This is a genomic window from Kitasatospora sp. NPDC057904 (genome assembly GCF_042887925.1).
Lineage (GTDB): Bacteria > Actinomycetota > Actinomycetes > Streptomycetales > Streptomycetaceae > Kitasatospora.
In genome coordinates this window covers 555,427-569,690 of sequence record NZ_JBHVOL010000001.1, presented here as the reverse complement: position 1 = coordinate 569,690, position 14,264 = coordinate 555,427, and the positions used below count along the sequence as shown (strand labels likewise).

Genomic DNA, 14,264 nt, shown 5'->3' with positions numbered 1-14,264 from the left:
TCTGTCCCAAAGGACGAGCGGTAAATCGTTGACCCGTGCGAGGCGCCGCTCCTAATGTGACCGGCGGAGTTATCGGAAGAACAGCGGATTCCGTCAGGATTCGTGTGAGCGACCGGGTGATGGGAGCCTGTGCTCGATGTGCGGAATAGCCGGGGTCTACGGATTCGACGACCCGGCCGGCCTGGACCCCGACGTCCTGACGGCCATGACCGACGCGCTGGTGCACCGGGGGCCAGACGCGCACACCACCTGCCAGACCGGCGCGTTCACCGCCGGGTTCCGCCGCCTGTCGCTGGTCGACCTGGCCGGCGGGGGACAGCCCCACGCCACCCCGGACTCCTCGGTGGTCTCGGTGTGCAACGGCGAGATATTCAACCACCGGGAACTGCGCGAGGAACTCCGGAGAAAGGGCCACGCATTCAGGTCCGGTTCGGACACGGAAGTCCTGGTCCACCTCTACGAGGAATACGGCACCGAACTCACCGACCACCTCGACGGCCAGTTCGCCTTCGCCCTCTACGACCGGCGCGAGGACCGCCTCGTGCTCGCCCGCGACCATTGCGGAGTGCTGCCGCTGTTCTACACCGAGGTGGCCGGCCGAATCGTTTTCGCCTCCGAGGCCAAGAGCATTCTGCGCCACCCGCTGGTGGAACGCCGGGTCGATCTGCGCGGACTCGACCAGGTCCTCTCGCTGCCCGGACTGGTCAGCCCCCGGACGATGTTCGAGGGCATCAGGTCGCTGCGCCCCGGCGAGCGGCTCGTCGCGGACCGCTCGGGCCACCGCACCGAACGCTACTGGGACCTCGACTACCCGCTCTGGGACGACGAGGCCCGCCGCCGCGACGCCGCCGCCCTGCGCGACCCGCGCGTCCTCGACACCTGCGCCGACCGCACCCGGGACCTCCTTGAAGTCGCCGTCCGCTCCCGCTCGGTCGCGGACGTCCCCGTCGGGACCTACCTCAGCGGCGGCCTGGACTCCAGCCTGATCGGCGCGCTCCTGGCCGCCGGCCGCCCCGGCCACGCGTGGCCCAGCTACGCGGTCACCTTCCCCGGCAGCAGCATCGACGAGGCGCGCTACCAGCGGCTGGTGGCCGGCAAGATCGGCACCCGCCACCACGAGGTGCCGGTCGACGCCGCCGACACCGCCGGCCTGCTCGGCGCCATGGTCCGGCACGCCGAGACCCCGGTGAAGGAGTCCTACAACGTCTGCTCGATGCTGCTGGCCCGAGAGGTGCGCGCCACCGGCACGGTCGCGGTGCTCAGCGGCGAGGGCGCCGACGAGCTGTTCGGCGGCTACCCGGGCTACCTGTTCGACACCGGCGGCCCCGGCCGCGGCCCGGCCGACCTCCTGGAGGAGCAGCTCGAACGCGCGGCCGCCCACCGGATGTGGGGCCTGGACCTGCGCTACGAGACCGACCAGGTGCCCGCCCACGACCTGCGCCGCCAGCTCTACAGCGGCCCGCTGGCCGAGGAGTTCGACGCCTTCTCGGTCACCTCCCAGCGCCTCGTCGACCCGGAGCGCCTGATCGGGCGCCACCCGCTGCACCAGCGCTCCTACCTGGACTTCCACCTGCGGCTCGCCGACCACCTGCTCGGCGACCACGGCGACCGGATGGCCATGGCGAGCTCCGTCGAGATGCGCTTCCCGTTCCTGGCCAGGGACGTCGTCCGGCACGCGACCACGATCCCGCCGTCCCTGATGACGGCCGGCGGCCGGGAGAAGGCCGTGCTGCGCCGCGCGGCCGAGGGCCTCGTCCCGCAGGAGGTGCTCGACCGCCGCAAGTTCGGCTTCCGCAGCCAGACCAGCACCGAACTGCTCCTGGCCGGCGACGAGTGGTTCGACGACCTGCTCTCGCCCGCGACCGTGCGCCGGCAGGGCTACTTCGACCCGGCCGTCGTCGCCGAGCTGATCCGCCGCCAGACCTCGGGGGCCCGCACCGTGCACCCGCACCTCGACACGGACTACCTGCTCGTCATCGCGACCTTCGCGATCTTCCTGGAGGAGTTCGGCCTGCCGTGCCTGGGATGACCCGAGAACGCGTCACCACGCCCCCGGCGGCCGCCGCGCGACCCCTGCCGGCCGGCGCCCCCGCGCGCACCGGGGAGCCCGGGGCCCGCAAGCCGCTGATCGGCGTGATCGGCGGAATGGGCCCGCTGGCCTCCACCGAGCTGCTCAACACCGTGTACGGGCTCGAACCGCCCGAGCACGAGCAGCTCGCCGCCCGGATCCTGCTGTGGTCCGACCCGGCCGTGGCCGACCGGACCACCGCCATCCAGTCCGGGACGGTCGGCCTCGTCCGCGACGCGCTGGAGGACTCGGTCGAGCGCCTGCTCACCGCCGGCGCCGACGTCGTCGTGGTGGCCTGCATCACCGCGCACCCCGCGATCCGGCTGCTGCCGGAGGCGCTGCGCTCGCGCTGCGTCTCCCTGGTGGACCTGGTCTTCGAGCAGCTCGCCGAACGCCCCGGCCGGCACCTGGTGCTGTGCACCCGGGGCAGCGTGCTGGCCGGCGTCTTCACCGGCCACGAGCGGTGGCCGCAGTACGCGCAGCGCCTGGTCCTGCCCGACGAGGCCGACCAGGAACAGCTGCACCACCACATCTACCGGCTCAAGCGCAACGCCGACCGGCTCCCGACGGTCGACTTCGTCCGCGGCCTGCTGCCGAAGTACCGGGCGTCCGCGTTCGTCGCCGGCTGCACCGAACTGCACCTGGTGACCAGGGCGATCGAGGCCCGCGGACTGACCCGCCACCTGCCCAGCATCGACCCGATGACCGTCATCGCACGGCGGATCAGGAACGGAGAGATATGACCACGCCGACGGTTCTGACGCGATGGGCGGACGGCCTGGCCCGCGACGGCGCCCGCTGCGCCGTCAAGTCCGGTGAGCGGAAGGTGAGTTACGAAGAGCTGGCGGGCCGGGTGGCCGGCTACCAGGCCGCCTTCGAGGGGGTGCGGCCCGCCGACCCGGTCCTGATCTCCTGCGCCGACCCGGTGGAGGTGATCGCGGCCGTCCTCGGCTGCGCGGCCGCCGGCCGCACCTTCGCGCCGGTCGACCCCAGGCTGCCCGCGGCCGTCCTGGACGGCGTGCTCGCCGCCCTGCGGCCGGGCGCGGTCGTGGCCGACGCCCCGGGCCGCGCGGCGCTCGCGGAGCGCGAACCGCCCGGCGGCGCACGGCTCGTCCGCCCGGAGGAGCTGGAGCCGCGGGCGTGGTCCGCGGAGGCCTGGCAGCGGTCCGCCCCGGAGGACCGCGGGTACGTCTACTTCACCTCGGGCACGACCGGGCGCCCCAAGGGCATCCGCGGCAGCCTCCGGGCGGTCCACCACTTCGTCGACTGGGAGATCGCCGAGTTCGGGATCGGCGCGGGCACCAGGGTCTCCCAGCTGACCTCGCCGGGCTTCGACGCGTTCCTGCGCGACGCCTTCGCCCCGCTGTGCGCGGGCGGCACCGTCTGCGCGCCCCCGGCCGGCGGGACGCCGGTCGGCGAGGGCCTGGCGCGCTGGCTCACCGAGCACGAGGTCGAGGTCCTGCACTGCGTGCCGACCCTCTTCCGCACCCTGCGCTCCGCCGCCCTCACCCCCGGCTCGTTCCCGGCGCTGCGCGCCGTGCTGCTCGCGGGCGAGCCGCTCCAGCCCTCGGACGTCGCCTGGTGGCGCGGCCTGTTCGGCGGCGGCAAGGAGCTGGTCAACCTGTACGGGCCGTCCGAGACGACCATGACGAAGCTCTTCCACCGGACGACGGAGGAGGACGCCCACGCCCGGCCGGTGCCGGTCGGCCGGCCGCTGCCGGGCGTGTCGGCCCGGGTCCTGACCGGGCCCGGCGACCCGCCGGACGCGCTCGGCGAGGTGGAGATCGAGGTCCCGTTCCCGCTCCTCGGCTACCTCGGCGACGACGAGTGGCGCGGCACGGCCACCACCCACCGCACCGGCGACCTCGGCAGGTTGCGGCCCGACGGGAGCCTGGAGCTGTACGGCCGCCGCGACCAGCAGGTCAAGGTCCACGGCGTGCGCGTCGACCTCGGCGAGGTCGAGAACGCCCTGCGCGGCCGCCCCGGGGTGCAGGACGTCTGCGCGGCGGCGGTCACGGAGGACGTGACGACCGCCCTGGTCGCCTACGTGGTGGCCCCGGACGTCTCCGACGCCGACCTGCGCGCGCACGCCGCGCGGCGCCTCGCGCCCGGCCTGGTGCCCTCGGTGTTCGTCCGCATGGCGGCGATCCCCCGGACGCTCAACGGCAAGGTGGAGCGCCGCTCCCTGCCGAAGGTCGCGCTGCAGCGGGCGGCGGAGGCCGCGGAACCGCCGAAGGGGCCGACGGAGACCGGGATCGCGGCGATCTGGAGCGAGATCCTCGGCCTGGCGGACATCGGCCGCGACGACGACTTCACCCTCCTCGGCGGCGACTCCCTCGCGATCGCGCGCCTAATGGACCGGGTCCGGCACGAGTACCGGGTCGACCTCCCGCTGCGCGCGTTCCTCCAGGACCCCACCGTCGCCGGGCTCGCCGCCGCGGTGACGGACCGCACGGCGGGGAGCCCGTCGTGACCGCCTCCGTCGCGAAGGCCTCCGTCGCGAACGCGCTGCTCCGCGCCCGTCTGACGGGCGAGCTGGACGTCACCGCGCTGTCCGCGGCCGTCGACGACGTGGTGGCCGCGCACCCGCAGCTCAAGGGCGAGCGGCCCGGCCGGGTCCGGCTGAGGGTCATCGACCTCGCGCGGTCCGGCGGGGAGCAGCAGGGGCGCGTCCTGGCGGACCTGGCGGCGGACGAGGCCGCCCGGCCGGTCGGGGCCGCCGGCCGCCCCCGGCTGCGGGCCTGCCTGGCGGGGCTGGGCGCCGGGGCGTACGAGCTCCTGATCGCGGTGGACGCGGCGCGGGCCGACGAGTGGTCGGTCGCGGCGCTGACCGGGGACCTCGGCGCCGCCTACCGTGCGCGGACCGGGGCCGCACCGGCGCCCGGGCCCGGCCCCCGGCCGGGCGTCCGGTTCCCGGGGGAGCGGGCGGCCCGCGAGCTGCCCGACGACGCCGGCGCCGAGCGGGTGCTCGCCGCCTTCGCGGCCGTGCTCGGCAGGTACGCCGGGACGGCCGAGGCGGTGGTGGCGGTGGCGGACGGTCCGGAGCACCGGGCGATCCGGCTGGACCTCTCCGGCGCCCTGACGTCCGCCCAGTTGGTCGCCCGGGTGCGCACCGCGCCGGAGGCCGACGACGTACCGGACTTCCCGATCCGCGCCGTGTTCGCGGGGCGGGACCTCCCGGCGGCGGTCCTGGACCTGCCGGGCGTCGCGGCCGAGGTGACCGTCGACGCCCCGCCCGACCCGTGGGGCCGGCTGACCCTGGCCGTGACCGGGCCGCACGGGTTCACCGTCGCCCTCACCGGCACCCTGCCCGGCGAGACGACGGCGGAGGGCTTCGCCGACCACCTCGTCCGGGCGCTGCGCTTCGGGCAGGACGGCCCGGACCGGCCCCTGGCCGAACTCGACCTCTCCGGCCGCCCCGCGCCCCACCCGGCGCCCGTCCCCGGCACCGCGCGGCCGTACCGCGACTACCTGGCCTTCCTGGACGAGGAGTTCGCGGCACGCGTGCAGGAGGCCCCCGAGGCGGTCGCGGTGCGCTCCCCGGAGGGCACGCTCGACTACCGCGGGCTCGACCGGTGGAGCTGCCGGATCGCCCACGCCCTGGCCGGTCACGGCGCGGGCCCCGGGCGGGTGGTGGCGATCCTGCCGGGCGGCGGCGCCGGCGGGATCGCGGCCGTGCTCGGCGCCATGCGCACCGGCGCCACGTTCACGTGCTTGAACCCCGCCGACCCGGACGCCCGCCTGCGCGACATCCTGGCCGGAACGGGCGCCGTCTGCGTGCTGGCCGACCGGACCGCCGTCGCGGCGCACCCCGAACTGCTCGACCCGGACGGCCGGTTCGCGGGCCTGCCGGTGCTCCCACTGGAGCCCGTCCCGCCCCAGGACCCGCCGGGAGACCACGACGGCTTCGAGGCCCCGCCCGCCGCCGACCACCCGCTGTGCATCGTGCACACCTCGGGGAGCACCGGGACGCCCAAGGGGATCGCGCTGTCGCGGGCCGCGTTCGCGCAGTTCGCCGAGTGGCAGCGGGAGCGGTTCGGGATCGGGCCGGGGAGCCGGATCGCCCAGTGGGCGCCGCTCACCTACGACGCCGCGTACACCGAGGTGTTCGCCGCGCTCACTGCGGGCGCCGCGCTGTGCCTGCCGCCCGGCGGGGCCCGGCGCGACCCGGTCGCGGTGGTGCGCTGGCTGCGGCGGGAGCGGATCGGCCAGATCCAGACCGTGCCGTCGTTCCTCCGGCTGCTCACCGAGGCGCTGGACGCGCAGGGCGGCGAACTGCCGGACCTGCGGCACGTCCTGGTCGCCGGCGAGGTGTTCCCGGTGGACCTGGCCGAGGCCTGGGCGCACCGGCCGGTGCGCCCGGCGCTGCACAACCTGTACGGGCCCACCGAGTGCATCCTCGCCACCCACCACGAACTGCCCCCGGGCGCGGCGTTCCCGGCCACCGTGCCGATCGGCGGGGCGATCCCGGGCCGGGAGGCGCTCGTCCTCGACGCCCTCGGGCGGCCGTGCCCGGCCGGGGTACCCGGCGAGATCCACCTGCGCAGCCCGTTCCTGGCCGGCTCGTACCACCGCCGTCCCGCCGAGACGGCCTCGGCGTACCTGCCCGACCCGTGGCGGCCCGGCCGGACGCTCTACCGCACCGGCGACCGCGGGTACTGGCGGGCCGACGGCACGTTGGCGTTCACCGGCCGGACCGGCAACCAGGTGAAGATCCGCGGGAACCGGGTCGAGCTGGACGAGGTCGAGGCGGTCCTGGAGCGGCAGGCCGGGGTGCGGGAGGCCGCCGCGGCCGTGCGCACCACCGCGACCGGCGACCCCTGCCTGGTGGGCTACGTGGTGGCCGACGCCGGGGTCTCCCCGGAGGAGCTGCGCCGGCTCGTGGCCCGGCGGCTGCCGGCGCCCGCCGTGCCCGACCTCATCGCGGTGCTGGCCGATCTGCCGCGCACCGCCACCAACAAACGTGATCGTGCGCGGCTGCCCTGGCCCCTGCCGGCACGTCGGAACGCGCTGAACGAGCTGAACGAGCTGAAGGGTGACGAATCATGAGGAACGCCGAAGCGGCGGTCGCGGCCCTGGCGGCCGAGGCCGGGGTCGATCCGGACACCGTGCGGCTGGCCGCGTCGTTCAAGGTCGCGGCGGTGCTGACCGGCTCCGACGCGCTCGGCGACGGCGGCCGGAGCTGGCGGGAGCTGATCGCCCGGGTGGCCGCCCCGGAGGGGCGGGCCGATGCGGAGAAGGTCCTCCAAGAGGCGGCGGAGCAGGGACACGTGGGCCCCGACCGCACCGAGGGCTACGTCCGTACGGTCCTGGAGCGGATGACCGGCTCCCCGGACGAGGCGCACGACGCACACGGCCTGGTCGCCGGCGAGGAGCTGGCCGCCGTGCTCTCGGCCTCCGCCGGCCCGGTCCGGGCGCTGCCGGACCGCCGGTTCCACGAGCTGTTCGAGGAGCGCGTGCGCCGGCACCCCGACGCGGTCGCCGCGGCGCAGGACGGCCGGAGCTGGACGTACGCGGAGCTGAACGGCCGCGCCAACCGGATCGCGTGGTCGCTGCGGGAGCAGGGGCTGGCCGACGAGGACGTGGTGGCCGTGGTGGCCGAGCGCTCGCTGGAGTGGCTGGCCGCCGTCCTCGCGGTCTTCAAGGCGGGCGGCTGCTACCTGCCCCTGGACCCGGCGTTCCCGGCCGAGCGGATCGCCGTCGTGCTGGAGCGCAGCGGCTGCCGCCGGGTGCTCGCGGACCCCGGGCCGGCGCAGCTCGACGAGGCCGTGCGCGGCCGCGAGGCGGTGACCGTCTCGGTGCTGACCGAGGTGCTGGCCGCGCCCGGCCGCGAGGACGACCTCGGACTCGCGGTCGCAGCCGACCAGTTGGCGTACATCTACTTCACTTCGGGCTCGACCGGCGAGCCCAAGGGCGCGATGTGCGAGCACGCGGGCTTCCTCAACCACCTCTACGCCAAGATCGAGGACCTGGGCGTCCGGGAGGGGGACGTCATCGCCCAGACCGCGCCGCAGTGCTTCGACATCTCGCTGTGGCAGCTGGTCTGCGCGCTGCTGGTCGGCGGCCGGACGGAGATCGTCGGGCAGGAGACCGTCACCGACGTCCGCCGGTTCGTGGAGACCGTCACCGGGGCCGGCGTCCAGGTGGCCCAGCTGGTGCCCTCCTACCTGGACCTGGTGCTGGAGACGCTCCGGGGCGACAGCCCGGGCCTGCCGTCGCTGCGCTGCCTCGCGGTGACCGGCGAGGCGCTCAAGACCGAGCTGGTGCACCGCTGGTTCGCCGCCTTCCCCGGCATTCCGCTGGTCAACTGCTACGGCACCACCGAGGTTTCGGACGACACCAACCACGGCGTGCTGCACGGCCCGTCGGCCGGCCGCTCCGTCCCGCTCGGCCCGCCGACCCGCAACGTCCGGGTGTACGTGGTGGACGAGCGGCTGCGCATGGTCCCCGACGGGGCACCGGGGGAGATCGTCTTCGCGGGGGTGTGCGTCGGCCGCGGCTACGTCAACGACGCCGCCCGCACCGACGCCGCGTACCGCGCGGACCCGTATCGGCCGGGCGAACGGCTCTACCGCTCGGGCGACTTCGGCCGCCGGCTGCCCACCGGCGAGTTCGAGTACCTCGGCCGCCGGGACTCGCAGGTGAAGGTGAGCGGCTTCCGGATCGAGATCGGCGAGATCGAGAACCGGCTGCTCCAGGTCCCCGGCGTCCGGGACGGCGCCGTGGTGATCGCGGGGACGGCGGAGGACCCGCAGCTGGTGGGCTTCTACAGCGGCGGCGGCGCGCCGGAGCCCGGGGCCGTGGAGCGGGCCCTGGCCGCCGTCCTGCCCCACTACATGGTGCCGGGCCGACTGCACCGCCTCGACCGGCTGCCGCTGTCCGCGAACGGCAAGATCGACCGGAAGGCGCTCACCGCCACCGCCCGGACGAACGCCCGGACGAGCGGCCCGGCGGCGGCCGACGGCGACGCGGCACGCCCGGAGACCGACACCGAGCGCCGGGTCGCCGGGCTCTGGGCCGAGCTGCTCAACGTCCCGCTCGACCGGGTCGGCCGCGGCTCCCGGTTCGTCGAGCTCGGCGGCACCTCGCTGGCCGCGATCCGGCTGGCGATCGCCCTGGACCGCGCGGTGACGGTGGGCGAGCTGAAGGACACCCCGACCGTCGCCGAGGTGGCCGCGCTCCTCGACCGCAAGGCGGCCGGCCGCACCGCGGAGGCGCGCCGATGACCCCCGCCGCCGACGCCGTGCCGGTCCTGCGCGTGCTCGCCGCCGCCCCCGGCCCGGAGTGGGCCGCCGAACACCGCGCCGAGGTCCTCGCCGAGGTCGAGGCCTCCGGGGCCGTCCTCCTGCGCGGCCTGGGTGTCGCCTCGGCCGCCGGGCTCGCGGCCGTCACCGCCGCGCTCGGGATCGAGCCGATGGCCGAACGGGAGGGCTTCGCGCCCCGCGACCGCCTCGGCGAGGGCGTCCACTCCGCCTCGCACTGGCCCGCCGACACCCCGATGTGCATGCACCACGAGCAGAGCTACGCCGCCGAGGTCCCGGGACTGCTGGTGTTCGGGTGCCTGACCGCCCCGCGGCGCGGCGGCCGCACGATGCTCGCCGACTCCCAACAGGTGCTGCGCGCCCTGCCCCCGGAGCTGGTCGAGCCGTTCCGCCGGGACGGCTGGCGGCTGCTGCGGGCCTACCAGGACGTCGGCGTGCCGTGGACCGACGCCTTCGGCACCGACGACCGGGCCGCGGTCGACGCCTACTGCGCGGCCGAGGGCATCGCACACGCGTGGTCCGGCGACGGCGCGCTGCGCACCGTGCAGCGCCGGGCCGCCGTCGTCGCCCACCCCCGCACCGGCGTGCCCGGCTGGTTCAACCAGATCGCCTTCCTCAACGAGCTGACCATGGACCCGGCGGTCCGCGAGTACCTCCTCCACCAGTACGGGCCGACCGGCCTGCCCTTCACCACGGCCCACGGCGACGGCGCCCCGGTCGGGGCCGGCACCGTCGCAGCCGTCAACGCGGTCTACGACGCGGCCGCCTTCGGCGAGACCTGGCGGGACGGCGACGTCCTGGTCGTCGACAACATCCGGACGGCCCACAGCCGCGAGCCGTACGAGGGCCCCCGCGAGGTCGCCGTGGTCCTCGGCGACCCGGTGCGGCTGCCCGGGCACGTCCTGCCCGGCGGTGCGGCCGGATGACCGCCGCGTCCTTCGCGCAGGAACGCGCCTGGCTGGCCAGCCGGTTCGCGGCCGGCACCGCCCTGTACCACGTCGCGGACCAGTGGCCGCTGCACGGGGACCTCTCCGAGCGGCAGATCCGGGCGGCGCTGGCCGCCGTGGTGGCGCGGCACGAGCCGCTGCGCACCGGGTTCCGGGTCGTGGACGGCGTGCTGACCGCGGTCGTCCACGACCGCGTCGACCCCGACGTCGAGGTCGTCGACCTGTCCGGCCGCCCCGAGGAGCGGCGGCGCGAGGACCGCGAGGCCCTCGCCGACCGGCTGAAGCACACGGCCTTCGACCTCTCCCGCGCGCCGCTGTGGCGCGCGGGGCTGGTCCGGCTCGGCGCGGGCCGCTGGCGGCTGCTGTTCGTCGCCCACCACGCCGTCTGCGACGCACCGTCACTCTTCAACCTCCACGCCGAGATCGCCGAATTCTGCGCGGCCTTCGAGCAGGACCGTACGCCGCACGTTCCCCAACTCCCCGTCTCCTACGGCGATTACGCGCGGCAGCAGCGCGACCGGCTCGGCGGCGACGGGATCGCCCCGCTGGCCGGCTACTGGCGGGAGCAGCTGGCCGGCCTGCCGCCCGCGCACGGCCTTCCGCTGGACCTGCCGCGCCCGGCCCGGCGGTCCTTCGCCGGCGCGGAGCTCCGGGCCGCGCTCCCGGCCTCCACCGCGCGGGCGCTCGCGGCGGCCGGCCGGTCCGGGGCCACGCCGTTCGAGCTCCTGCTCGCCGGGTACGCCGCGCTCGTCCACCGGCGCTCCGGCCGGGACGACCTCGTCCTCGGGGTGCCGCTCTCCGGCCGGGACCGGCCCGAACTGCTGCCCCTCGTCGGCACGTTCGTGAACACGGTGGCGCTCCGGGTGGACGCCTCGGGCGACCCCTCGTACGCCGCGCTCGTGGACAGCGTCCGGGCGGTGTGGCGGGCGGCGCGCGACCACCAGGAGATGCCGTTCCAGGCCGTGGTCCAGCAGCTCGCGCCGCAGCGCGGGCCCGGCCTGCCCCCGCTCTACCAGCTGGCGTTCAACGTCACGGCGGCCGAGGGCTTCGGGCCCCCGGCCACGGCGGCCGAGGACGACCTGCTGCTGGAGGTCTCGGGCACGGCGGTCCGCCTGGAGTACAACACCGCGCTGTTCGGACGGGAGACCGCCGCGGGGCTGCTCGCCGACTACGCGGCGGTGCTCACGGCGGCCCTGGCCGACCCGGCGACCCCGCTGTCCCGGCTCCCGGCCGGCCCGGGCCCGGGGCCGGGAGCGGCACCGGCCCCACTGCCCGGCCGCGTACCGCCGCGCACCGCCGCCGAGGCCCTGGTGGCCCGCGCCTGGGCGGAGGTCCTCGGCGTCGACCGCGTGGGCGTCGACGACGACTTCTTCGCGGCCGGCGGCCACTCGCTGCAGGCACTGCGCCTGCTCGCCCGGCTGTCGTCCGACCACGGCGTCGAGACCACCGTCGACGCCTTCTTCGCGAACCCGACCGTCGCGGGGCTGGCCGCCGTGCTGGACCGGCGCACCACGCCCCACCGGCACGAGCAGAACGACTCCGAGGGAGAGACATGGCAGTGACCGGCCGGATCGACGGCGTGCCCAGCGAGGTCTGGGACGAGGAGGTGCTGGCCCCGCAGTTCGCCTACGAGGCCGAGGCCCTGCTGCCGCACTACGTCTCCATCGAGAAGGTGCTGCTGCTGGAGTACCGCAGGATGGGCCTGGTCGACCCGGAGGGGGCTGCGGCGATCGCCGGACGGCTCGACGAGCTGACCCCCGAGCTGATCCGGGCGGACCCGCGGGACAACATGTCGGACATCTTCTTCGCCATGGAACGCCACGTGGCCCGGGGCGCCACCGCTCCCTTCGCGGCCTGGCACGTGGACCGCAGCCGCAACGACTTCCAGGCCTGCGGCCAGCTGCTGTCCTGCCGGGAGAACGTCCGGGCCGTCGCCGGGGACCTCATCGCCCTGGGACGCACGGCGGCGGCGCGCGCCGCCGAACTGCCGGACAGCCCCATGCCCGGCTACACCCACGCGCAGGCCGCGCAGACCATCACGCCCGCCTTCTACCTCTCGGCGCTCTCCGAGGAGATCCTCGGCGCGGCCCGGCGCCTGCTGACCGCCTACGACGAGATCGACCGCTCGCCGCTCGGCGCGGGCAGCATGGCCGGCCAGGAACTGCCCTGGGACCGCGAGCGGATGGCCGGCCTGCTGGGCTTCCGGCAGCCGCAGCCGCACGCCCTGGTCTCGGTGGCCTCCCGGTCCTGGGCCCTCGCGGTCGCCTCCGCGCTGGCGGACCCCGCCGTGCTGCTCAGCCGCTTCACCACCGACCTGATGACGTGGAGCGGCGCCGGCTTCGGTTTCGTGGACTTCCCCGACGCGCTCGCCGGGATCTCGGCCGCGATGCCGCAGAAGCGCAACTTCCCGGTCCTGGAACGGATCCGCGGCCGCTGCTCGCACGTGGTCGGCTGCGCGACCCAGCTCGCGTTCGCCCAGTGCGGCACCCCGTACGCCAACAGCGTCGAGGTCTCCAAGGAGGCCGGGCGCCATCTCCAGGCCCAGGTCGCCGCGCTGCGCTCGGCCCTGCGGCTGGCCCGCACCGCCCTCGCCGGCGCGGTGTTCCGCACGGACCGGATGCGCGAGGCCTGCGAGGCGGACTTCCTCGGCGGCTTCACCCTCGCGAACCTGCTGACCCTGGAGGCCGGCGTCCCCTGGCGGACGGCACAGGTGATCGCCGGAGCCTACGTCAGGGCCGCCGTCGCGAAGGGCCTGACCGCGGCCGACCCCGACGGCCCGCTGCTCGCGGCGATCGCCGGGGAGCACGGCCACCGGGTGCCCGAACCCGCCGCACTGCTGTCCGGCGCCTTCGACACCGACCGGGCCGTCCGGGTCAAGCACTCCGCCGGGTCGACGCACCCCGACGCCGTCCGCGCCATGCTCGCCGCGCAGGAACGCGGCTACCGCGAGGTCGCCGGCCAGTGGCGGCTGCGCGAGGAGGCGGCGAGCGTCGCCGCGGCGCGCGTGGACGCCCTGCTGGCCGTCGAGGACACCGCCGAGCGCACCCCGGCGAGCACCTCGTGACGGGCTCCGGCCTCATCACCCGCCGCCCGGGCGCGGACCTGCGCAGCGGCCGGGCCGACGCCTCGGGCACCTTCGGCGAGCTCCTGCAGGGACGGCTGCCCGACGGCACGGACTTCCTCGTCACCCTGCCGATCACGCTCCGCTCCCGGGCCTGGTTCCGCTTCGACCCGGCCGGCCCGCTACGCGTATTCCCCGCCCACAAGACGAAGTCCCTGCGGCTGGCCGAGGCCATGCTGACGGCCCACCAGCCCGGAGGCGGTGGGACCCTGATCCTGGACAGCGACCTGCTCATCGGCAAGGGCCTCGCCAGCTCCTCCGCCGACCTGGTCGCCACCGCGCGCGCCGTCGGCGGCGCGCTGGGCCTGGACACCGGCCCGGCCGAGGTGGAGCGCTGGCTGCGCCCGATCGAGCCGACCGACGGGGTGATGCACCCGGGCGTCGTCGTGTTCGAGCACCGCGAGGTGCGCCTGCGCGAGGCCCTCGGCGGGCTGCCGCCGGCCACCGTGGTGGCGGTCGACGAGGGCGGTCGGCTGGACACCGTCGCCTTCAACAAGCGGCCCAAGCGCTACTCGCCGGCCGACACCGCCGAGTTCACCGGACTGCTGGACGCCCTGACCGCCGCCGTGCGCGCCGGGGACCTCGCCGCCGTGGGCCGGGTGACCACCCGCAGCGCCGTCCTCAACCAGCGCTTCGCGCCCAAGCGGCACCTCGACGCGATGCTGGCCGTCGCCCGGCGGACCGGCGCGCTCGGCGTGGTGTGCGCCCACAGCGGCACCATGCTCGGTCTGCTGTTCGACGACGCGGACCCGGACCGCGCCGCCAAGGTGGCCGAGGCGCACGCGGCCTGCGAAGCCCTGGGCGACGACGTCCTGCTGTTCCGCACCCTCACCCGCCCTTCCCACGAACCCTAAGGACGTACCGAC

General features: G+C 75.9%; 9 protein-coding genes. All 9 read left to right on the top strand.

What is annotated here, in order from left to right; genetic code table 11:
* Positions 1–136: 136 nt before the first annotated feature.
* From asnB to ACFVSN_RS02715, 9 genes are read left to right on the top strand one after another with little or no spacing between them, the layout of a single operon-like run.
* The gene (gene asnB, locus ACFVSN_RS02755) at positions 137–2,029 is read left to right on the top strand and encodes an asparagine synthase (glutamine-hydrolyzing) (protein ID WP_387598110.1); all 1,893 of its coding nucleotides are present in this window, start codon (positions 137–139) and stop codon (positions 2,027–2,029) included.
* On the top strand, positions 2,026–2,811 hold the full coding sequence (locus ACFVSN_RS02750; RefSeq protein WP_387598108.1) for an aspartate/glutamate racemase family protein: 786 nt from the start codon (positions 2,026–2,028) through the stop codon (positions 2,809–2,811). The genes asnB and ACFVSN_RS02750 overlap by 4 nt, the downstream gene beginning before the upstream one ends.
* A complete protein-coding gene (locus ACFVSN_RS02745; protein WP_387598105.1) occupies positions 2,808–4,541 on the top strand; it encodes an AMP-binding protein in 1,734 nt (577 codons plus the stop codon). Before ACFVSN_RS02750 ends, ACFVSN_RS02745 begins: the two co-directional genes overlap by 4 nt.
* Positions 4,538–7,117 (top strand): amino acid adenylation domain-containing protein, encoded by a 2,580-nt coding sequence (locus ACFVSN_RS02740; RefSeq protein ID WP_387598102.1) that lies wholly within the window; start codon positions 4,538–4,540, stop codon positions 7,115–7,117. The genes ACFVSN_RS02745 and ACFVSN_RS02740 overlap by 4 nt, the downstream gene beginning before the upstream one ends.
* Positions 7,114–9,294, top strand: coding sequence for an amino acid adenylation domain-containing protein (locus ACFVSN_RS02735; RefSeq protein WP_387598100.1), 2,181 nt, complete (start codon positions 7,114–7,116; stop codon positions 9,292–9,294). The genes ACFVSN_RS02740 and ACFVSN_RS02735 overlap by 4 nt, the downstream gene beginning before the upstream one ends.
* Positions 9,291–10,256 carry a TauD/TfdA family dioxygenase gene (locus ACFVSN_RS02730; protein ID WP_387598097.1) on the top strand — a complete coding sequence of 322 codons (966 nt, stop codon included), beginning with the start codon at positions 9,291–9,293 and terminating at the stop codon, positions 10,254–10,256. Before ACFVSN_RS02735 ends, ACFVSN_RS02730 begins: the two co-directional genes overlap by 4 nt.
* Entirely contained in the window at positions 10,253–11,839 is a 1,587-nt protein-coding gene (locus ACFVSN_RS02725) for a condensation domain-containing protein (protein WP_387598094.1), read from the top strand. The genes ACFVSN_RS02730 and ACFVSN_RS02725 overlap by 4 nt, the downstream gene beginning before the upstream one ends.
* A complete protein-coding gene (locus ACFVSN_RS02720) occupies positions 11,830–13,341 on the top strand; it encodes an argininosuccinate lyase (protein WP_387598091.1) in 1,512 nt (503 codons plus the stop codon). The genes ACFVSN_RS02725 and ACFVSN_RS02720 overlap by 10 nt, the downstream gene beginning before the upstream one ends.
* A complete protein-coding gene (locus tag ACFVSN_RS02715) occupies positions 13,338–14,252 on the top strand; it encodes a kinase (RefSeq protein WP_387598088.1) in 915 nt (304 codons plus the stop codon). Before ACFVSN_RS02720 ends, ACFVSN_RS02715 begins: the two co-directional genes overlap by 4 nt.
* Positions 14,253–14,264 lie beyond the last annotated feature (12 nt).